Annotated in this window: 13 protein-coding genes; 3 read left to right on the forward strand and 10 right to left on the reverse strand. The window is 68.0% G+C overall.

The features are described 5' to 3' along the window. Positions 1 to 269 precede the first annotated feature (269 nt). Positions 270 to 4,259, forward strand: coding sequence for an ATP-dependent RNA helicase HrpA (gene hrpA, locus AC5RVG_RS01405; protein ID WP_494012442.1), 3,990 nt, complete (start codon positions 270 to 272; stop codon positions 4,257 to 4,259). A gap of 10 nt (positions 4,260 to 4,269) precedes the next feature. Here hrpA and AC5RVG_RS01410 read toward each other — a convergent pair whose 3' ends face one another. The 4 genes from AC5RVG_RS01410 to AC5RVG_RS01425 form a co-directional block, all read right to left on the reverse strand. Further along, positions 4,270 to 4,698 (reverse strand): HIT family protein, encoded by a 429-nt coding sequence (locus AC5RVG_RS01410; RefSeq protein ID WP_494012443.1) that lies wholly within the window; start codon positions 4,696 to 4,698, stop codon positions 4,270 to 4,272. 160 nt (positions 4,699 to 4,858) lie between these two features. Continuing rightward, positions 4,859 to 6,019, reverse strand: a complete 1,161-nt coding sequence (locus AC5RVG_RS01415; protein ID WP_494012444.1) for an NAD(P)-dependent alcohol dehydrogenase — start codon at positions 6,017 to 6,019, stop codon at positions 4,859 to 4,861. 109 nt (positions 6,020 to 6,128) lie between these two features. Continuing rightward, positions 6,129 to 6,962, reverse strand: coding sequence for a sulfurtransferase (locus AC5RVG_RS01420; RefSeq protein WP_494012445.1), 834 nt, complete (start codon positions 6,960 to 6,962; stop codon positions 6,129 to 6,131). 109 nt (positions 6,963 to 7,071) lie between these two features. After that, positions 7,072 to 7,731, reverse strand: coding sequence for an MBL fold metallo-hydrolase (locus AC5RVG_RS01425; RefSeq protein ID WP_494012446.1), 660 nt, complete (start codon positions 7,729 to 7,731; stop codon positions 7,072 to 7,074). 144 nt (positions 7,732 to 7,875) lie between these two features. On the opposite strand from AC5RVG_RS01425, the gene AC5RVG_RS01430 reads away from it, so the two are divergent. Beyond that, positions 7,876 to 8,319, forward strand: coding sequence for a Fur family transcriptional regulator (locus AC5RVG_RS01430; RefSeq protein WP_494000149.1), 444 nt, complete (start codon positions 7,876 to 7,878; stop codon positions 8,317 to 8,319). A 46-nt stretch (positions 8,320 to 8,365) separates the two neighbouring features. Here AC5RVG_RS01430 and AC5RVG_RS01435 read toward each other — a convergent pair whose 3' ends face one another. From AC5RVG_RS01435 to guaB1, 6 genes are all read right to left on the reverse strand, one after another. Continuing rightward, a complete protein-coding gene (locus AC5RVG_RS01435; RefSeq protein ID WP_493979038.1) occupies positions 8,366 to 9,259 on the reverse strand; it encodes a metal ABC transporter permease in 894 nt (297 codons plus the stop codon). Between the two features lie 2 nt (positions 9,260 to 9,261). Continuing rightward, positions 9,262 to 10,056, reverse strand: a complete 795-nt coding sequence (locus AC5RVG_RS01440) for a metal ABC transporter ATP-binding protein (RefSeq protein ID WP_494012447.1) — start codon at positions 10,054 to 10,056, stop codon at positions 9,262 to 9,264. Between the two features lie 112 nt (positions 10,057 to 10,168). After that, on the reverse strand, positions 10,169 to 11,128 hold the full coding sequence (locus tag AC5RVG_RS01445) for a metal ABC transporter solute-binding protein, Zn/Mn family (protein ID WP_494012448.1): 960 nt from the start codon (positions 11,126 to 11,128) through the stop codon (positions 10,169 to 10,171). Between the two features lie 381 nt (positions 11,129 to 11,509). Beyond that, positions 11,510 to 12,559 carry a hemolysin family protein gene (locus tag AC5RVG_RS01450; protein ID WP_494012449.1) on the reverse strand — a complete coding sequence of 350 codons (1,050 nt, stop codon included), beginning with the start codon at positions 12,557 to 12,559 and terminating at the stop codon, positions 11,510 to 11,512. A gap of 8 nt (positions 12,560 to 12,567) precedes the next feature. Then, positions 12,568 to 13,911, reverse strand: a complete 1,344-nt coding sequence (locus AC5RVG_RS01455) for a hemolysin family protein (protein ID WP_494012450.1) — start codon at positions 13,909 to 13,911, stop codon at positions 12,568 to 12,570. 331 nt (positions 13,912 to 14,242) lie between these two features. Continuing rightward, complete coding sequence (gene guaB1, locus AC5RVG_RS01460; protein WP_494012451.1) at positions 14,243 to 15,697, reverse strand: GMP reductase; 1,455 nt, start codon at positions 15,695 to 15,697, stop codon at positions 14,243 to 14,245. Positions 15,698 to 16,097: 400 nt separating this feature from the next. On the opposite strand from guaB1, the gene AC5RVG_RS01465 reads away from it, so the two are divergent. Further along, positions 16,098 to 19,916: a multifunctional oxoglutarate decarboxylase/oxoglutarate dehydrogenase thiamine pyrophosphate-binding subunit/dihydrolipoyllysine-residue succinyltransferase subunit gene (locus AC5RVG_RS01465; protein WP_494012452.1), complete on the forward strand. Its 3,819-nt coding sequence runs from the start codon at positions 16,098 to 16,100 to the stop codon at positions 19,914 to 19,916. Positions 19,917 to 19,925: the final 9 nt, after the last annotated feature.

Consider the following 19,925-nt stretch of genomic DNA (forward strand, 5'->3'; position numbering starts at 1 on the left):
GTCCGCCACACGCGGCGTCGTCATCGGCGCCGGCGGTTATGGCAGGCAACCCTGCGGAAGCGTCCTGAAGATCTTACCTGTGAACCGAGTCACATTGTCTAATCAGAACCGCGGGGTCAGGACAACCATATGAGATACGTCTCCCCCGCCGGACAAATTGCATCCGTTTGTCGCCGGATAGTTATTTATGTCCACGGACGCACGCCTTGCCGTGCGCGCTGTGCGGACGGTCCGGGGCAGCGGGCCCAGCGACTAGACTGTGGTCAATCATGGCTGTGAACATCACGTATCCCGCGGCCCTGCCGGTTTCGGAGCGGCGCGAGGACATCATGGCGGCCATCGCCGCGAACCAGGTGACCGTCATCGCCGGCGAAACCGGCTCCGGCAAGACAACACAAATCCCGAAGATGTGCCTGGAGCTGGGCCTGGGCGAGAAGGGGCTGATCGGCCACACCCAGCCCCGGCGGCTGGCCGCCCGGACCGTGGCCGAACGCATCGCCGAGGAACTGGACGTGAAGATTGGCCAGGAGGTCGGCTTCCAGGTCCGCTTCACCGGCGAGGTCGGCCGGGATACCCGGATCAAGCTGATGACGGACGGCATCCTGCTGGCCGAAATCCAGCACGACAAACTCCTGAAAAAGTACAGCACGATCATCATCGACGAGGCCCACGAACGCAGCCTCAACATCGACTTCATCCTGGGCTATCTCAAGCAGATCCTGCCCAAGCGTCCGGACCTGAAGGTCATCATCACCTCCGCGACGATCGACCCGGACCGCTTTGCCCGGCACTTCGGCAGCGACGACGCACCGGCGCCGGTGATCGAGGTTTCCGGCCGGACCTACCCGGTGGAAATCCGCTACCGCCCGCTGAACCAGCCGGCGGCCACCGATCCCGACAACCCGGACGTGGACGAGCTGGAGGAAGACCGCGACCCGCTTGACGCCGTCTGTGACGCAGTGGACGAGCTGTCCCTGGAGGCTCCCGGCGACATCCTGGTCTTCTTCTCCGGCGAGCGCGAGATCCGCGATGCCGCCGACGCCCTCACGGCCAGGATCAAGACCAACCGCCGGCTGGCCGGCACCCAGATCCTGCCGCTGTACGCCCGGCTGTCGTTGGCGGAACAGCACCGGGTCTTCTCCCCCGGCAGCCAGCGCAGGATAGTGCTGGCCACCAACGTGGCCGAGACGTCGCTGACGGTTCCGGGCATCAAGTACGTCATCGACACCGGCACCGCGCGCATCTCCCGCTACTCGCACCGGACCAAGGTCCAGCGGCTGCCGATCGAGCGCATCTCGCAGGCCTCGGCCAACCAGCGCTCGGGCCGCTGCGGCCGCGTGAGCGACGGCATCGCCATCCGGCTCTACTCCGAAGAGGACTACGAGTCCCGGCCCGAGTTTACCGACCCCGAGATCCTGCGCACCAACCTGGCCGCGGTCATCCTGCAGATGACCGCGATGGGCGTGGCCCGCGGTCCCAAGGACATCGAAGCCTTCCCGTTCGTGGAGCCGCCCGAGTCCCGTGCCATCAACGACGGCGTCACCCTCCTGCGCGAACTCGGCGCCCTGCCCGAGCCCGGCGCCAAGGGAGGGCCCGCGCCGAAGTCGGGCCTCACGGCCGTCGGGCGCAAACTGGCGCAACTGCCGGTGGACCCGCGCTTGGGCCGCATGATCGTGGAAGCCGGCCAGCGCGGCTGCGTGCGCGAGGTGATGGTCCTGGCGGCGGCGCTGACCATCCAGGACCCCCGGGAACGGTCCCATGGGGACAATGCGGCCAAGCAGCAGCAGGCCAACGAGAAGCACAAGCGCTTCGTGGACGAGAAGTCCGACTTCACCGGCATCCTGAATTTGTGGCGCTATCTGCAGGAGCGGCAGCAGGAGCTCTCCTCCACCCAGTTCCGCAAACTGTGCCGCACGGAATTCATCAACTACCTGCGGGTCCGGGAGTGGCAGGACCTGTTCGCGCAGCTGCGCCAGTTGGCCAAGCCGCTGGGCATCTCGCTGGAGTCGGGACACGAGGTCGACCCCGTGGGCAGGCACGATGACATCCACAAGTCCCTGCTCGCCGGCCTGCTGAGCCACATCGGCGTGTACGAGGAGCGCAAGCGCGAATATGCCGGCGCGCGAGGCACCCGGTTCGCCATCTTCCCCGGATCGGCGCTGTTCAAGAAGTCGCCGGACTGGGTGATGGCCGCCGAGCTCGTGGAAACCTCACGGCTGTGGGCCAGGGTGGCGGCGAAATTCGATCCCGCCTGGGCCGAAGAGATTGCCCCGCAGCTGTGCAAACGCACGTATTCGGAGCCGCACTGGTCCAAGAAGATGGGCTCCGTGATGGCCTACGAGAAGGTCACCCTCTACGGGGTGCCGATCGTCCCGCAGCGCCGCATCCAATACGGCAGGATCGACCGGGAACTCAGCCGCGAGCTGTTCATCCGCCATGCCCTGGTGGAGGGCGACTGGCGCACGCACCACAAGTTCTTCCACCGCAACCGCAAGCTGCTGGCCGAGGTCGAGGAACTGGAGACGCGGATGCGCCGCCGCGACCTGCGCGTGGACGACGAAACGCTGTTCGAGTTCTACGACGAACGGATCGGCCCCGAGGTGGTCTCCGAACGGCACTTCGACAAGTGGTGGAAGGATGCGCGGGCGGAGAATCCCACGCTGCTGGATTTCGATCCGGATGCCGTGCTGGCCGCCGACGCCGAGGAACTCGACACCTCGGCGTTCCCGAAGACCTGGCGGCAGGGGACCTTCGAGCTCCCGCTGAGTTATGAATTCTCGCCCGTGGCACCGGGGGCAACCCCGGATCCGTCGGACGGCGTAACGGTGCACGTGCCGGTGCTGTTCCTCAACCAGCTGGACGCGGCTCCGTTCCGCTGGCAGATCCCGGGCCTGCGGGTGGAGCTGGTGACCGCGCTGATCAAGTCGTTGCCCAAGCAGATCCGGAAGAACTTCGTTCCCGCCCCGGACGTTGCCCGGAGCGCGGCGGCGGCCCTGGCTGCGGACTTCGATCCGGCCGAAGATGACCTGGAGCCGTCGCTGGAGCTGGTCCTGCGCCGGCTGAAGGGACACATCATCCCGCCCGGCTCATGGAACTGGGAGACCGTTCCGCCGCACCTGCGCATGACATTCCGCGTGCTCGACGGCACCGGCAAGGTGCTGGGCGAGGACAAGGACCTGGACCGGCTGCAGCAGGAACTCGCGCCGGCGAACCGCCGGGCCATCGCCGAGTCGCTGGGAGCGACCCCGAAGACCGCGCAGCCGTCGCCGGCGGGTCAACGCCGCGGCGCCACCGGCAAGAAGCGCGGCGGCGGCCAGGGCGCCGCTCCGGGCACAGCCCCCGTTGCCGGGACACCGGCGTCGGGGACTGCTGCACATGCCGCCGCGGGCCTGCAGGAACGCAGCGGCCTGACCGCCTGGCCGGACGGTGATCTCCCCCGCGAGGTCAGGCGCGAGGTGGCCGGGCACACCGTGACCGGCTATCCGGCCCTGGTGGACGAAGGCGGCACCGTCGGTGTGCGCGTCTACCAGACACCTTCCGGCCAGCAGGCGGCGATGCGCTCGGGCATCATCCGGCTGCTGGTGCTGCGGGTGCCCTCGCCGCAGCGGTACGTGCTGGACCACCTGAACAACACGGAGAAGCTGTCGTTCACGCAGAACCCGCACGGTTCGGTGGCGTCGCTGATCGACGACTGCACGCAGGCCGCGGTGGACAAGCTGGTGCCGGCCGAGCTGCCCTTCACCCGGGCCGGCTTCGACGCGCTGTACGAGCAGGTCCGCGCGGAACTGATCGACACCGTCTTCACCGTGACCGCCATCGTGGAGAAGATCCTCTCCAGCACCCGGCGGATTCAGAAGGAGCTGAAGTCCAACGCCAGCCTGGCCCTGATCAGTCCGCTCTCCGACATCAAGAGCCAGCTGGAGCAGCTGGTCTATCCCGGGTTCGTGGCGGCCACGGGTTATGCGCAGCTCAGCCAGTTGCCGCGCTACCTCGAGGGGATTGAGCGCCGGCTGCAAAAACTGCCGACCGCCGTGGGCCGGGACGTGCAGCACATGGCGGTGGTGCAGCGGCTCGAAGACGAGTACGACGACGCGAGGGCGGCGCTGAAGCCCGGCAACCTGGACGGCTCCGGGCTGGACAGGGTTCGCTGGATGCTGGAAGAACTGCGGATCAGCTTCTTCGCGCAGGAACTCGGCACCGCGTATTCGGTATCCGAAAAGCGCGTCCGAACTGCCCTGAACGAGGCCCTCGCCCGCTGAGGCATGCGCGTCAGTCGGCGGGGACGACGTCCCCGTGTCCGGCCTCGCGCAGCGCCGCCCGGAGGCGCTTGGCTGACTCATCCATCACGGCCGGGTCCGGGTCCTGCTGCGCCCTCTTGAAATCGAACTCGGCCTCCGAGTTGGAGGGCCAGACGTGCAGATGCAGGTGGTTCACCTCGAAGCCAGCGATGATCAAACCGGCGCGGGCGGCGCCAAAGGCTTCCACTTGGGCCTTGCCGATGGTCTGGGCGACCGCCGTGAGTTTCTGCAGCAGGTCGGCGGGGGCGTCGGTCCAGCGATCCACCTCCTGCCGCGGCACCACCAAGGTGTGCCCGTCCGCGAGCGGGCCGATGCTCAGGAACGCCACCACGTCGTCGTCCTTCCAGACGAAGCGGCCGGGGATCTCGCCGTCGATGATTTTGGTGAAGAGGGTGCTCATGTACGCAGTCCTTGTCGGTTGGGGTCACTCGGGGGTCGGTAAGAGTCGGGCAGGTTCCAGTCGGGGTGATGGGGGTCCGGTCGGGTGACAGCGAAGGTTCGGCCTCGGCTTCGGTGCAGGCAGGTCCACACCGGTCGGTCGCCACGGTTTCGGCCCCTGCTCAGCGGTTCAGCGATGCGATGTCCAGGACAAACCGGTAGGCAACATCCCCGGCCACCATGCGGTCATAGGCTTGGTCGAGGTCCGGTGCGCCCACCAGTTCGATGTCGGCCGTGATCCCGTGTTCGGCGCAAAAGTCCAGCATCTCCTGGGTCTCGGCTATGCCGCCGATCTTCGAGGCGCCGTAGGCGACGCGCTCGCGCATCAGCAGGTTGACCGGCACCGGAGGCATCGGCTCGGGCGGCACGCCCAGTTGGATCAGCGCACCGTCGCGGCGGATGGCCCGCAGGTACGGGGCCAGGTCGTGGGCCGCGGCCACGGTATCGATGACCAAATCGACACTGCGGCGGGCGGCGGCGAGCGCCTCGGCGTCTCCGGTCACCACCACGTGGTCGGCGCCGAGCGCGCGGGCCGAATCGGCCTTGTCCGCAGTGCTCGTGAAGGCGGTCACCGACGCTCCCATGGCCTTGGCCAGTTTGACCGCCATGTGTCCCAACCCGCCCAGGCCCACCACGCCGACGGAGTCGCCGGCTTCGACGCCGAAGTAGCGCATGGGCGAGTAAGTGGTAATGCCGGCGCAGAGCAGGGGGGCCGCGGCGGCGGGGTCCAGTTCCGGGGGCACGCGCAGCACGAAGTTTTCATCGACGACGACGGACGTTGCGTACCCGCCCTGCGTCATCTCCCCGCCGTGGCGGCGGTCGCGGGCGCCGTAGGTGCCCACCGCACCCTTGTCGCAGTACTGTTCAAGTCCTTCCCCGCAGGCGGAGCAGTCGCCGCAGGAATCCACCATGCAGCCCACCCCCACCAGGTCGCCGACGGCATGCAGGGTGACGTCCTGGCCGATGGCCGTGACCCGCCCAACGATCTCGTGGCCGGGCACCAGCGGATACTCGATCTCGCGCCACTCGCCGCGGACCGTGTGGACATCCGAGTGGCAGAGGCCGCAGAAGGCAATGGCGATCTCCACGTCGTGCGGCCCGGCGGCGCGGCGTTCGATCTGCAGCGCAACCATTCCGGATCCGGGGCCAGTCACTCCGTAGGCCGCGGCCGTCCTCATACTGCTCCTCGGTGTCTGCAGGTCGGCTGCCGCAAGGGCCTGCTGCTCCTGGTCAGGTGTAAGCGGTTTCCCCAGCGGCGGCGGTGCCGGACGGCCAAGTGTCATGGGCCTGACGCTACCGTTTGCTGCTTCGCCATGCCACCACGGCACACCCTCTGTGACGCTTTCGGCGACGTGCTGCAGGGCGCGGGCACGGGGCTGACCAGGCGGCTGGTTACGGCGCGCTCCCCGTGGCTACCGGCAGCTCCGGATGTCCGCACCACTGCGACCAGGAGCCGGGGAAGAGCGCCGCATCCATGCCGGCCTCGGCCAACGCCGCGACCTGGTGGGCGGCGGTAATGCCCGAGCCGCAATAGACGGCCACCTTCCGTCCTTCCGCCCCCAGTTCCTTGAATCGTGCCGCGAGTTCCGCGGGCGGCAGGAAGCGACCGTCCGGGGCCAGGTTGGCCGTGGTCGGTGCGCTGACGGCGCCGGGGATATGTCCGGCGCGGGGGTCCACCGGCTCGAACTCGCCGCGGTAACGTTCCGCGGCGCGGGCATCCAGCAACAGCGAGGTACCCGCGAAATCCAGCACGTCCTCGAGCTCAAGCCTGGGCATCCTGCCGCTGCCCAGTTCGACGTTGCCCAGGCACGCCAGCTCGTCGCCGCTGTCCAGTTCAAACCCCTCGTCCCGCCAGGCGGCGAGCCCGCCGTCGAGCAGGTAGACGGAGTCGAATCCGCCGTCTTTCAGCAGCCACCACACCCGGGCCGCGGCCATGCCGCCGTTGTCGTCGTAGGCCACCACGACGTCGTCGTTGTTGATGCCCCAATCGCGTGCGGCCTCGCGGAAGGCCTCCGGCTCCGGCAGCGGGTGGCGTCCGCCCTTCGCTGACGGCGCCGACGCAAGCTGCGACGGCAGGTCAACGTAGACGGCGCCGGGAATGTGGGCCTGGCGGTAGTGGCTGTGGCCGGCGTCGTCGCCCAGTTTCCAGCGAACATCGAGCAGTACGGTGCGCTGTCCGGAGATCATCCGTTCACGCAGTGTCTGCACGTCCATCAGAGTCCTCATGAGATCTCCTCCTGACTGCTGGCGGGCGTCGTTGCCCGCCGGTGTCCCGACAGTCCATCACAGCAGCACGTATTGGGCCAAGCAGCCCCGCCCGTGCCGTCCCCGACGGTCAGGCCAGCTCCACGCTCTCCCCCGGCGACAGGTGCCGGTAGCTGGTGCCGTAGTGGCCGCCAAAGAAGGTCACGTGCTTCTCCACCAACGACAGGCCGCGGTCGCTGAGCCCGGCGTCGTGGATCGGGTAGGCGTTCTCGGCGCGCATGGCGGTGACGAAGTCGATCACCTCGGCCGTCTTCGACCACGGCGCGTGGATGGGCACCAAAACGGTCCTGACGTCCAGTCCGTGCGGAACGATGAAGGAATCGCCCGGGTGGTACAGGCTGTCATTGATGACGTAGCCGATGTTGGCGACCACCGGGATGTGCGGATGAATCAGGGCGTGCTGGCCGCCGAAGGTGCGGATGCGGAACCCGGGCACCTCGAACTCCGTCTCCGGTTCGGCAGTATGGATCCGTCCCGCTGCCGCCGGGACCAGCGCCCGGAGGTCGGCGGCCACGGAGGCCGGGGCATACAACTGCATGTCGTCCGCCGCCGCGAGCAGGCCGGGAACCCGGTCCTGGTCGATGTGGTCCGCATGCTCGTGGGTGACCAGGACGGCGGTAGCCCCATCGAGGGCCTGCTCCACTTCCGAGAAGTTACCGGGGTCGATCACCAGGACATGTCCGTCCTGCTCAAGCCTTACGCACGCGTGGGTGTATTTTGTCAGCTTCATGGATCACACCCTAGCGGCGGGGCCGGCCGGTATGCCGGCAGTTCGGCCTGTGAGCGGGCCGGCGGGCCCCGCTGATCAGGCCTGCTGGTAGGCTGGGATGCACCCCACGGGTGCCAGTAACAACAGCGAGGAGCCGAAGCGGACATGTCCGTTCCTTCAGCGAAACCGCAGGCGCAGCGCCGCGGTTCGGAACAGCGGGTGACCCGCCAGCGGGTGGCCGTGGCTGCCGCCCTGGACAGCCTGGAGGACTTCGTCAGCACGCAGGAACTGCACCGCTTGCTGCAGGACCGCGGCGACTCGGTCTCGCTGGCCACCACGTACCGGATCCTGCAGGCCATGGCCGACGACGGCCAAGTGGACGTGATGCGCAGTGGCGAGGGCGAGGCCGTGTACCGGCGCTGCGCCGTCGAACATCACCACCACCACTTGCTCTGCCGCACCTGCGGCAAGACCGTGGAGATTGAGGCTCCGGCTGTGGAGCAATGGGCCGCCCGGATGGCGGCGGAGCACGGCTTCACACAGGTTGCACACACCGTGGAAATGTACGGGCTGTGCCCGGACTGCAGCGCCGCCCCCGCCAGCGCTTAACCGGCGGTCACCCGTACCGCGGCGACGGCACGGCCCCGGCCGGGGCTTAACCCGCGGTCACCCGTACCGCGGCGACGTCACGCCGCCCCACCTTGCCGCGCCGTTGCCGCCGCGCCCCGGCCAACCGGCAGACCACGTAGATCAGGAACGAAATCGTCGTCACGTAGGGGCTGATCGGCAGGCTGCCGCCCAGGGCCAGCAGGATGCCGCCCACTACGGCGGTCACCGCGAATACCACGCTCAGCAGCACGACCACGCGCGGCGAACTGCTTACCCGGAGCGCCGCGGCCGCCGGGGTAATGACCAGGGACAGCACCAGCAAGGCGCCGACCACCTGGATGGACAGCGCCACGGCCAGTCCCAGCAGGAACATGAACACGATCGCGAGGGCACCCACCGGCACGCCGCGGGCCTCGGCCAGGTCCGGATCGGCGCTGGCGAAGGCCAGCGGACGCCAGATGGCCACAAGCCCGAGCACCACCACGGCCGAACCCGCGGTCAGAAGGTTCAGCTGCACGGTGTCCACGGACACGATCTGCCCGGTCAGCAGGCCGAACTTGTTCGCCGAGCGGCCCTCGTAGAGCGAGAGGAACAGGATCCCCAGGCCCAGCCCGAAGGACATGATCACGCCCGTGATCGAGTTCCGGTCCCGGGCCCGCATCCCCAGCATGCCCAGGACGACGGCGGCGATCACCGAGCCCACCAGCGAGCCGAACACCACGTTCGCGCCGATCAGCAGTGCGAATGCCGCCCCGGCGAAGGACAGCTCGGCGATGCCGTGCACGGCAAAGGCGAGGTCCCGCATCATCACGAACACGCCGATCAGGCCGCCGACCAGGCCCAGGACGGCGCCGGCAATCAGCGAGTTGCGCACCAGCGGGAGCAGGTCGCCGTAGTCGTTGAAGTTGAAGACCGCATTCAGCAGTTCCGATGCATCCATGCCTACACCACCTCGCTGTGGTGGTGGGTGGTCGCGTCGGGAAGCCCCACCACGATGATCCGTCCCTGGTTGTGGATGACCTCGACGTGACTGTTGTACATGTGCGACAGCACCTCGGTGGTCATCACTTCTTTCGGCGTGCCAACCCGGAACTGGCCGCCGGCCAGGTAGAGCACCCGGTCCACATAGTCGATGATCGGGTTGATTTCGTGCGTGACGAAGACGACCGCGCTGTTCCTTTCATGGCATTGCCTGTTGATCATGGAGCTCACGGCCTGCTGGTGGTGCAGGTCCAGCGAGAGCAAAGGCTCGTCACAGAGCAGCACCCGGGGGTCGGAGGCCAGCGCTTGGGCCGCCCGCAGACGCTGTTGCTCGCCGCCGGACAGCTGCCCGACCGGGGCTTCCGCGTAACCGGAGGCGCCCACCATCTCAAGCAGTTCGTCCACGCGCCGGCGATGCCTGCGGCCGTTCAGCCTAATGCCCCACCGGTGCCCGTCCAGGCCCAGGCCCACCAGGTCGCGCGCACGCAGCGGGGTCTCCGGGGCGAAGGTCTTTTGCTGGGGGATATAGCCGATGTCCCGGCTGCCGCGCTCCAGCGGCCGCCCGTTGACCTCGGCCGTCCCACTGCTCAGCGGCTGCAGGCCAAGCAATACGCGCAGGAAGCTCGTCTTGCCGGAGCCGTTGGGACCCAGCACCGCGAAGAACTCGCCCGGGTTGATGGTCAGGTCGAGGTCATGCCACAGCACGCGCTGGCCAAAGGACAGCGAGGCACCCTGCAGGCGGACGGCGGGGGTCATGGTAGTGTTCCTTGAAGTTTCCGTGACGCGCGGGGCGCGAAGGGGATGCGCGGGCTATTGCGGCTTCCGCCTTGGACAGCCTCAGTTAACCACGGCCCGGCTTTCTGACCGGTCACGCGCCCAGCGCCTGGTCCACGGATTCCAGGTTCTCCGCCATCCAGGTCAGGTAGTCCTGGTCAGGCGGCAGCGTCTCGGTGAAGTTGAGGACGTCAATGCCCGCTTTTTCCGCCAATTTGCGCAAGCCTTGGGTCTGCGGGCCTTCGGTCTGTTCGTTATAGGCGACAAACCGTACCGATCCCTCGGTGATCAACGCCTCGGCCTCCCTCAGGGCTGCCGGCGCGGCGTCGCTGCCTTCCTCGGCCGCCTCCATGAAACCTGCCGGGGTCTTGTTCTCGAGTCCCAGCGCATCGAAGAAGTGCAACGGCACCGGATCGGTGGCCGCGACGGCTTCCCCGCTCGCCGTGGCGGCGAGTTCGTCCATGTCACTCTGGAGGCCGTCGATTCCGGCGCGGAACTGCTCGGCATTGGCCCGGAACGTTTCGGCCTGCTCCGGGTCAAGGGCCGAGAGCTTCTCCGCAATGGCGTCTGCAATCGCGGCCATGGTGGGCAGGTCGTACCAGACGTGTTCATTGAGGCCGCCGTGGGTGTGATCCGCGTGGCCGCCGTCCTCCGTGTGTCCTGTGTCGGCGCCTTCTGCACCGGACAGCGGCGACAGCTCCACCGCAGTGATGAGGTACTCGTGGTCGACGCCGGTCTCGTCCGCCAGCGTGTGCATGAAGGTGTCATAGCCCCCACCGTTTTCCAGCAGCAGGTCGGCCTGGGAGATCGCAAGTTTGTCCCGCGCCGTTGCCTCATAGGAGTGTGGATCCTGGGCCATCCGGTCGATGATCGAGGTGACCTCGACGTGCTCGCCGCCGATGGTTTGGGCGACATCACCGTAGACATTGGTGGAAGCGACCACGCTCAGCTTGCCGTCACCCTCGGTCTCTCCCCCTGCAGCGGCGCAGCCGGACAGCAGCAGGGCGGCGGCGGCCAGCCCGGCCAGTGCAGGAACGGTTCGTGAGTGCCTCACGGGCAAACCTCGGTTCTACTCATAATGAGAATCAGTAACAATAAGAGTTTTCAGCTTAGCGCAGTTGCGAATCGTTCGCATTCGCCCTGGCGGGCGCGGCCAGTGGGAGGCGCACTGTCCGGGGCGCACAGGCAAGCGCGGCAGGCCGGGCAGCCCCGGGCAGACTCGCCCGGCCAGGAGAAGGCCTCCGGCGCGCGCGGCGGACGCGCCCCGGCGCGGGACTGGCGGTGCGGCACGGAGCGGCCGCGCCCGGCGCCGGACTTGGGGGTGCGCACGGGGCGGCCGCGCCCGCCCCGGGACTGGCGCGCGGCGCGTGGGCTGACCCGGCCCGGGACCGGCGCGTGGCGCCGGTCAGTCCTGCCGCCCCGCGCCACGCGAGGGCTATTCGCCGGTCCGGCGCAGTCCTTGGGCCTGCGTTTCGTCGCGGATCTCGCCCACCAGCACTTCCAGCACGTCCTCGAGGAACAGCACGCCGTGCGTGGTGCCGTCGGACCCCAGCACGCGGGCAAGGTGCGAGCCGGTGCGCTGCATGACGGCGAGCGCGTCCTCGATTTCGTCATCGAGCGCCAGGTTGGCCAGGGTGCGGACCTTGGTGACCGGAATCGTCTTGTTGAGCCGGTCCTCCGGGATGGTCATCACGTCCTTGAGGTGCAGGTACCCGGTGAGGTTGTCGTTGGCATCGGCCACGGCAAACCGGGAGAACCCGGTCCGCCCCACCGCGCGCTCGAACTGCTCCGGCGTGGTGTCGACGCCGATGGTGACCAGTTCATCAAGCGGCACCATGACGGCGGCGGCGGTCACGGCAGAGAACTCCAGCGAACTGGAGATCAGTCCGGCGTCGTCGTCGACCAGCCCGTGCCTGGTGGATTCCTGCACAATGGACTGGACTTCCTCCAGCGTGAAGGTGGAAGAGACCTCGTCCTTCGGCTCGATCCGCACGGCCCGCAGCAAGTGGTTCGCGGTCCAGTTCAGGGTGGAGATCACCGGCCGCACCACCTTGGAGACCGCCACCAGCGGCGGAGCCAGCAGCAGCGCGGCCTTGTCTGCCATGGACACGGACATGTTCTTCGGCACCATTTCGCCGAAGGTCACGTGCAGGAACGTCACCAGCAGCAGCGCCACGGCGAACGAAATGCCGTAGGAGATCTCGTGCGGAATGCCCAGCCAGCCCTCCAGCGGCAGCAACAGCAGTTCCTTGATCGCCGGCTCGGCCACGTTCAGGATCAGCAGCGAACACACGGTGATGCCCAGCTGCGCGCAGGCCAGCATCAGGGAGACGTGCTCCATGGCCCAGAGCGTGGTCTTGGCGCGCTTGGAGCCGCTGTCGGCCAGCGGCTCGATCTGGCTGCGGCGGGCGGACATGACGGCGAATTCGGCGCCGACGAAGAACGCGTTGGCGAACAGCAGCACCACCAGCCAGAAAATTCCCATGGCGGCCATCAGAGCGCACCGCCCGCGGCGCCGGCCTCAGGCAGCACCGCACCGGTTGCCGGACTCGGGATGAAACGGACGCGGTCCACCCGCCGTCCGTCCAATCGCTCGACTTCCAGCGCGCCCCCGTCCACGGCCACGGTGTCCCCCACCACCGCAATCCTGCCCAGCTGCGCCATGATGAAGCCGCCGACCGTTTCGTAGCTGGCCCCGTCGGGCACGGTCAGCTGCGGGATTTGCTCGCTGACCTCGTCCGGACGCATCAGGCCGGGGAAATACCAGTTTCCGGCGGCGCTCTGCAGCACGCCGGGCTTCACCCGGTCGTGCTCGTCGGCGACTTCGCCCACGATCTCTTCCACCAGGTCCTCCAGCGTCACCACGCCGGCGGTGCCGCCGTACTCGTCGAGCACCACGGCGAACTGAAGGTTTGCGGCCCGCAGCTCCGACAGCAGCGAATCCAGGTGCACCGTCTCGGGCACCCGCAGCACGTCGGCCATGATGGCGCCCACGGGCAGGTGGGGACGCTTCTTGCGCGGCACCCCGATCGCCTTCTTGATGTGCGCGACGCCGCGGACGTCGTCGGGGGAATCGCCGAGCACCGGGAACCGGGAGTAGCCGGTGCGGCGGGCCGCGGCGATGAGGTCGGCAACGGTCTGGTCCGCGTCGATGAACTCCACCCGGATGCGCGGCGTCATCACGTCCGCCGCGGTCCTGCCGGAGAAAGACAAGGTCTTGGCGAGGAAGTTCGCGGTCCCGGCATCCAGGGTGCCCATTTCCGCGGAGCGGCGTACCAGCGATGCCAGCTCGGAGGGCGTGCGGGCGCCGGACAGCTCTTCTTTGGCCTCCAGCCCGAACAGGTGCAGCACCTTGTTGGCGAAGCCGTTGAGCAGCAGCACGAACGGCTTGAACACCGCGGTGAAGATCAGTTGCGGCCGGGCCACCAGCTTGCCGACCGCCATGGGCAAGGCGATGGACGCGTTCTTCGGCACGAGTTCGCCCAGCAGCATGGACAGGAGGGTGGCGATCACCATGGCGATCACCGCGCCCACCGGCTGGATGACGGCCTCGGCCAGGCCCAGCGCGGTCAGCGGCGGACGCAGCAGCGAACTGATGGCCGGTTCCATCAGGAAACCGGTCAGCAGCGTGGTGAGGGTGATGCCGAGCTGGCAGCTGGAGAGTTGCGTGGAGAGGGACTTCAGGCATTTCATCAGCGGCACTGCACCGCGGTCGCCGTTGTCGATGGCGCGCTGCACGGTGGGCTGGTCAAGGGCCACCAGGGCGAATTCCACGGCGACAAAAAAGCCGGTGCCGAGGATCAGCAGCATGCCGGCGGTGATTTGGATCCATTCCATTTAGTGCGCCACCGCCCCAAACTTCAGGCGGTCGGAGGGAAACGGAGGGGGGTCGTCCGAGCCCGGACTAGGAGGCTCCTGACCGGCCGCGCGGGCGGCAAGTGTGTGACGGGCGCGTGCACGGGATTTGCCGGTGCTGGGTGACGCCTCGCACGCGGCGCCCTGTTGGGCTGCCTGTGCTCCCGCGGTCCGGCATGCTGCCTGCCCTGCGGGGTGCGTCACGGACCGGCTCCTAGAATAGCTGTCCATTATGGGCAATAGCGTAGCAGGCGGGGTTACGCCGGGGGCAGTCCCAGGCGGCCGTTCTGCCGCCGGCGTACCGGCGGCAGTCCTACCAGCTCTCCGGCAGCGGACGGCCTTCCTCGTAACCGGCGGCCGACTGCACGCCCACGATGGCGCGTTCGCGGAACTGCACCAGGTTCTGTGCGCCGGCGTAGGTCAGCGAGCTGCGCAGGCCGGCGGTGATCCCGTCCAGCAGGTCCTCGACGCCGGGGCGCAGCGGGTCCAGATACATCTTGGAGGACGAAATGCCTTCTTCGAAGAGCGCCTTGCGGGCCCGTTCAAAGGCGTCCTCCCGCCGGGTCCGGTTTTGGACGGCGCGGGCCGACGCCATGCCAAAGCTTTCCTTGTACTTGCGGCCGTTGCTGTCCGTGAGCAGGTCTCCCGGGCTTTCGTGCGTTCCGGCGAACCAGGAACCGATCATCACCTGGCTGGCCCCGGCCGCCAGCGCCAGGGCGACATCCCGCGGATAGCGGACCCCGCCGTCGGCCCACACGTGGGCGCCGAGCTCCCGGGCCGCCTCCGCGCATTCCTGCACGGCGGAGAACTGCGGCCGGCCCACGGCCGTCATCATGCGCGTGGTGCACATGGCGCCGGGTCCCACGCCGACCTTGACGATGTCCGCGCCGGCTTCGACCAGGTCGCGCACGCCGTCGGCGCTGACCACGTTGCCGGCGACCACCGGAACCTGCGGGTCCAGGCTGCGGACCGCTTCGAGGGCGTCGAACATCTTGCGCTGGTGTCCGTGGGCTGTATCAACCACCAGGACGTCCACCCCGGCCTGCAGCAGCGCCTCGGCCTTGGCGCGGACGTCGCCGTTGATCCCGACGGCGGCGGCTACCTTCAGGCGGCCCTGCGGATCCAGCGCGGGGGTGTAGATGGTCGAACGCAGCGCGCCGGCACGGGTGAGCGCGCCGACCAGCACGCCGTCGTCGTCCACGACCGGCGCAAAGGACGCCGAGGCCGAGTCGAACAGGTCGAAGGCCTGCCGCAGCGCAGTGTCCGCCCCGGCGTCGAACATGGAGGCATCCAGCAGCAGCGGGTGGGCCGCCATCACCGACTCCAGCGACGCGTAGCGGTCCACGCCCTCACAGTCCTCGGCGCGCACCACGCCCACGCACTTGCCGGCGTCGTCCACCACCGCAACCGCGCCGTGCGCGCGTTTGTCCATCAGGTGCACGGCATCGATCACGGTGTTGCCCGCGGTCAGCTCCAACGGCGTTTCGAAGACGATGTGGCGGTCCTTGATCCACCCGGTGACCTCTGACAGCACGCTCAGCGGGACGTCCTGCGGCAGCACGGCCAGCCCGCCGCGCCGCGCCATCGTCTCCGCCATGCGGCGGCCGCTGACGGCGGTCATGTTCGCCACGACCAGGGGAATGGTGCTCCCGGTGCCGTCGCCGGCTGACAGGTCCACATCCAGCCTCGACGTGATATCCGAGCGCGACGGCACCAGGAAAACGTCCGAGTAGGTCAGGTCGGTCATCGGCTCGTTGATCAGGCGCATGGCTGCTCTCTTTCCTCGTCGCCGTGCAGGCCGGGGCGGCCAGGTGGCACGGCGGCCGGTCGGGTAGGTGGGGCTGCGGGCCAGGGGGTCCGGATCCGTTGTGTCCGCGCGCTGCCGGGGCCGCGCACGGAGGGCGGCCCGGCCGCCTGCATACTTCCCGGCTCCCCTGAAAGTCTAGGGCCGTCCGGCCGCGGGACGAATCGGCACGAAGTTCCCCCGCTTAAACGCTAAAGATTAGCCTGCGTTGGGAAAGTGTCATTAGACTGGCAACTGGTCCAGATCTAGTGCGCGGCAGATGCGCACTCGCAATTCCGCTGCTGGCCGGCAGGTTCGGAAGGCAGCCAAGGGAAGCGCGTGATCTGCAGGGCAAGCGGCAATTCACGGAAGAGGCGTATCACAAGTGCCAGAGCATCCCAACCTTCGTCTACCCGAAGAATTCGGCGGTAACGAATGGCTCGTTGACGAAATCTACGAGCAGTACCTCCAAGACAAGAATTCCGTGGACAAGAAATGGTGGAGCATCTTCGAGGCGGCCAACGGCGGCGACGGCAGCCCGAAAGACACTGCAGCTTCCCCGGCGGGCGCACCCGCGCCTTCCCGCCCCGCCGCGGCTAACACCGCACCCCAGGCCTCGGGCGAGAGCACGGCCACGGAGCAGGCCGGAACCAAGCCGATTCCCGCCGACAATGAGCCGGCCCCCAACACCTCCACCAACAGCTCCGCCGCCCCCGCCAAGCCTGCGGCGAAGGCCGAGCCGGCCGAGAAGGCCGAGAAGGCCGAGGCCAAGCCTGCCCCGATCCCCGCCCAGTTGCCCAAATCCGCGCCCAGCGCACTGGCCGAAGAAGACACCGTCTCCGTGCTGCGCGGCCCGGCCAAGGCCATTGCCACCAACATGGACGCCAGCCTGAGCGTGCCAACCGCGACGACGGTGCGCGCGGTTCCCGCCAAGCTGCTGATCGACAACCGCCTGGTCATCAATTCCAACCTGGCCCGCGCCCGCGGCGGCAAGGTCTCCTTCACCCACCTCATCGGCTACGCCGTGGTCAAGGCGCTGGGCCAGTTCCCCAGCCAGAACGTCCACTACGCCGAGATCGACGGCAAGCCCGCCGCCGTCCAGCCGGCCCACGTCAACTTCGGCATCGCGATCGACATGCCCAAGCCGGACGGAACCCGCCTGCTGGTGGTGCCGAACATCAAGCGCGCCGAAACCATGAACTTCTCCGAGTTCTGGCACACCTACGAGGACCTGATCAAGCGGGCCCGCGCCGGGAAGCTCACCGCCGACGACTACGCCGGCACCACGGTTTCGCTGACCAACCCGGGCGGCATCGGCACGGTGCACTCCGTCCCCCGGCTGTCCAAGGGCCAGGCCACCATCGTGGGCGTCGGTGCCCTCGAGTACCCCGCCGAGTTCCGCGGCGCCAGCGAACGGACGATCGCCGCGCAGGGCGTCGGCAAGATCATCACGCTCACCTCTACCTACGACCACCGGGTCATCCAGGGCGCCGGCTCGGGCGAGTTCCTGCGCCTGATCGAATCGCTGTTGCTGGGCGAACAGGGCTTCTACGACGAGATCTTCGAAGCGCTGCGCATCCCGTACGAGCCGGTCCGCTGGCGCCCGGACAACCAGGTGGACGTCGACCTGCAGGTCAACAAGGTGGCCCGCATCCAGCAACTGGTGCACGCCTACCGCGTCCGCGGCCACTTGATGGCGGACACCAACCCGCTGGAGTACGTCCAGCGCAAGCACCCGGACCTGGACATCAACACGTACGGGCTGACCCTCTGGGACCTGGACCGCGAATGGGTCACCGGCGGATTCGGCGGCAAGGACCGCCTGAAGCTGCGCGACATTCTGGGCGTGCTGCGTGATGCCTACTGCCGCACCACCGGCATCGAATACATGCACATCCAGAACCCGGCCGAGCGGGAGTGGTTCCAGAACGAACTGGAGCGCGAGTACGCCAAGCCCAGCCGCGAGGAGCAGTTGCGCATCCTGGGCAAGCTCAACGCCGCCGAGGCGTTCGAGACCTTCCTGCAGACCAAGTTCGTGGGCCAGAAACGCTTCTCGCTGGAAGGCGGGGAATCCCTGATTCCGCTGCTTGATGCCGTGATCTCCGACGCCGCCGACGACGGCCTGGACGAAGTGGCCATCGGCATGGCCCACCGCGGCCGGCTGAACGTGCTCACCAACATCGCCGGCAAGACCTACGCACAGGTCTTCCGCGAGTTCGAGGGCACCCAGGACCCCCGCAGCGTCCAAGGCTCCGGCGACGTGAAGTACCACCTGGGCACGGAAGGGAAGTTCACCTCCGACAACGGCAACGAGACCAAGGTCTACCTGGCCGCCAACCCTTCCCACCTGGAGGCCGTCGACCCGGTGCTCGAGGGCATTGCCCGCGCCAAGCAGGACCGCCTGGACAAGGGCGACGAGTTCCCGGTGCTGCCGATCATCATCCACGGAGACGCGGCCTTCGCCGGCCAGGGCGTAGTGGCAGAGACCCTGAACCTGTCGCAGCTGCGCGGCTACCGCACCGGCGGGACCGTGCACATCGTGGTCAATAACCAGGTCGGCTTCACCACGTCGCCGCACGCCTCGCGGTCCTCGGTGTACTCCACCGACGTGGCAAAGATGATCCAGGCGCCGGTCTTCCACGTGAACGGCGACGACCCCGAGGCCGTGGTCCGCGTGGGGCAGCTGGCCTACGAGTACCGCCAGCGCTTCCACAAGGACGTCGTCATCGACATGGTCTGCTACCGCCGTCGCGGACACAACGAGGGCGACGATCCCTCGATGACGCAGCCGATGATGTACAACCTCATCGAAGCCAAGCGCTCCACCCGCAAGCTGTACACGGAGGCCCTGGTGGGCCGCGGCGACATCACTCAGGACGAAGCCGACCAGGCCCTGCGCGACTACCAGGAACGGCTGGAGCGCGTCTTCGCCGAGACGCATGCGGCGCAAACCTCGCCGATCCCGGTCATCACCAAGGACACCGCCGCCGTGTCCGACCTGGAGCGCCCGCTCTCCCAGCAGACCGAGGACAGGGCCGATGTGCCCGCCGGCACCGCCGTCTCCGCCGAGATGATGGCCCGGATCGGCAAGGCGCACGTGGAAGTACCGGAGGGCTTCTCCGTCCACCCGAAACTGAAGGCGCTGCTGGAGCGCCGCGAGCAGATGTCCCGCGAGGGCAACATCGATTGGGGCTTCGGCGAACTCGCGGCCTTCGGCTCGCTGCTGATGGAAGGGGTGCCGGTACGCCTTGCCGGCCAGGACTCCCGCCGCGGCACCTTCGTGCAGCGTCACGCGGTCTTCCACGACCGCGTCACCGGCGAAGAGTGGGCGCCGCTGAGCCACCTGTCCGACGACCAGGCCAAGCTGTGGATCTACGATTCGCTGCTGTCCGAGTACGCGGCCATGGGCTTCGAATACGGCTACTCGGTCGAGCGCCCGGACGCACTGGTGCTGTGGGAGGCCCAGTTCGGCGACTTCGTCAACGGTGCCCAGACGGTGATCGACGAGTTCCTCTCCTCGGCCGAGCAGAAGTGGGGCCAGCGGTCGTCGCTGGTGCTGCTGCTGCCGCACGGCTATGAAGGCCAGGGCCCGGACCACTCGTCGGCCCGGATCGAGCGGTTCCTGCAGATGTGCGCCGAGGACAACATGATCGTGGCCAACCCGACCACCCCGGCCTCGCACTTCCACCTGCTGCGCCGCCAGGCCTACAACCGTCCGCGCAAGCCGCTGATCATCTTCACCCCGAAGCAGCTGCTGCGGCTGAAGGCTGCCGCGGCCAAGGTGGAGGACTTCACCAGCGGCACGTTCCAGCCGGTCATCGGCGACGTTCAGGACCTCAACGGCCAGGACGTCGACCGTGTGGTGCTGGTCTCCGGCCGGCTCTACTACGACCTGCTGGCCGCGCGCCAGAAGAACTCCGACACCAAGACGGCGCTCGTCCGGGTGGAACAGCTCTACCCGCTGCCGGTTGACGAGATCAAGGCGGAACTGGCCAAGTACCCGAACGCGGAAATCGTCTGGGCACAGGACGAACCGGCCAACCAGGGCCCGTGGCCCTTCATGGGCCTGTACCTGCCCGACGCCCTGGACCGTCAGCTGCGCCTGGTTTCCCGCCCGGCCTCCGCTGCCACCTCCACCGGCTCGGCCAAGCGCCACGCCGCGGAGCAGGATGTCCTGGTCAAGAAGGCCTTTGAACGCCGCTAAGTAAGATGG

The organism is Arthrobacter senegalensis (assembly GCF_059091765.1).

What these genes read in the sequence shown, in the direction of transcription:
- hrpA (WP_494012442.1), top strand. Translation starts at nt 270, where the DNA reads ATGGCTGTGAACATCACGTATCCCGCGGCCCTGCCGGTTTCGGAGCGG.
- AC5RVG_RS01410 (WP_494012443.1), bottom strand. Translation starts at nt 4,698, where the DNA reads ATGAGCACCCTCTTCACCAAAATCATCGACGGCGAGATCCCCGGCCGC.
- AC5RVG_RS01415 (WP_494012444.1), bottom strand. Translation starts at nt 6,019, where the DNA reads ATGACACTTGGCCGTCCGGCACCGCCGCCGCTGGGGAAACCGCTTACA.
- AC5RVG_RS01420 (WP_494012445.1), bottom strand. Translation starts at nt 6,962, where the DNA reads ATGAGGACTCTGATGGACGTGCAGACACTGCGTGAACGGATGATCTCC.
- AC5RVG_RS01425 (WP_494012446.1), bottom strand. Translation starts at nt 7,731, where the DNA reads ATGAAGCTGACAAAATACACCCACGCGTGCGTAAGGCTTGAGCAGGAC.
- AC5RVG_RS01430 (WP_494000149.1), top strand. Translation starts at nt 7,876, where the DNA reads ATGTCCGTTCCTTCAGCGAAACCGCAGGCGCAGCGCCGCGGTTCGGAA.
- AC5RVG_RS01435 (WP_493979038.1), bottom strand. Translation starts at nt 9,259, where the DNA reads ATGGATGCATCGGAACTGCTGAATGCGGTCTTCAACTTCAACGACTAC.
- AC5RVG_RS01440 (WP_494012447.1), bottom strand. Translation starts at nt 10,056, where the DNA reads ATGACCCCCGCCGTCCGCCTGCAGGGTGCCTCGCTGTCCTTTGGCCAG.
- AC5RVG_RS01450 (WP_494012449.1), bottom strand. Translation starts at nt 12,559, where the DNA reads ATGGGAATTTTCTGGCTGGTGGTGCTGCTGTTCGCCAACGCGTTCTTC.
- AC5RVG_RS01455 (WP_494012450.1), bottom strand. Translation starts at nt 13,911, where the DNA reads ATGGAATGGATCCAAATCACCGCCGGCATGCTGCTGATCCTCGGCACC.
- guaB1 (WP_494012451.1), bottom strand. Translation starts at nt 15,697, where the DNA reads ATGCGCCTGATCAACGAGCCGATGACCGACCTGACCTACTCGGACGTT.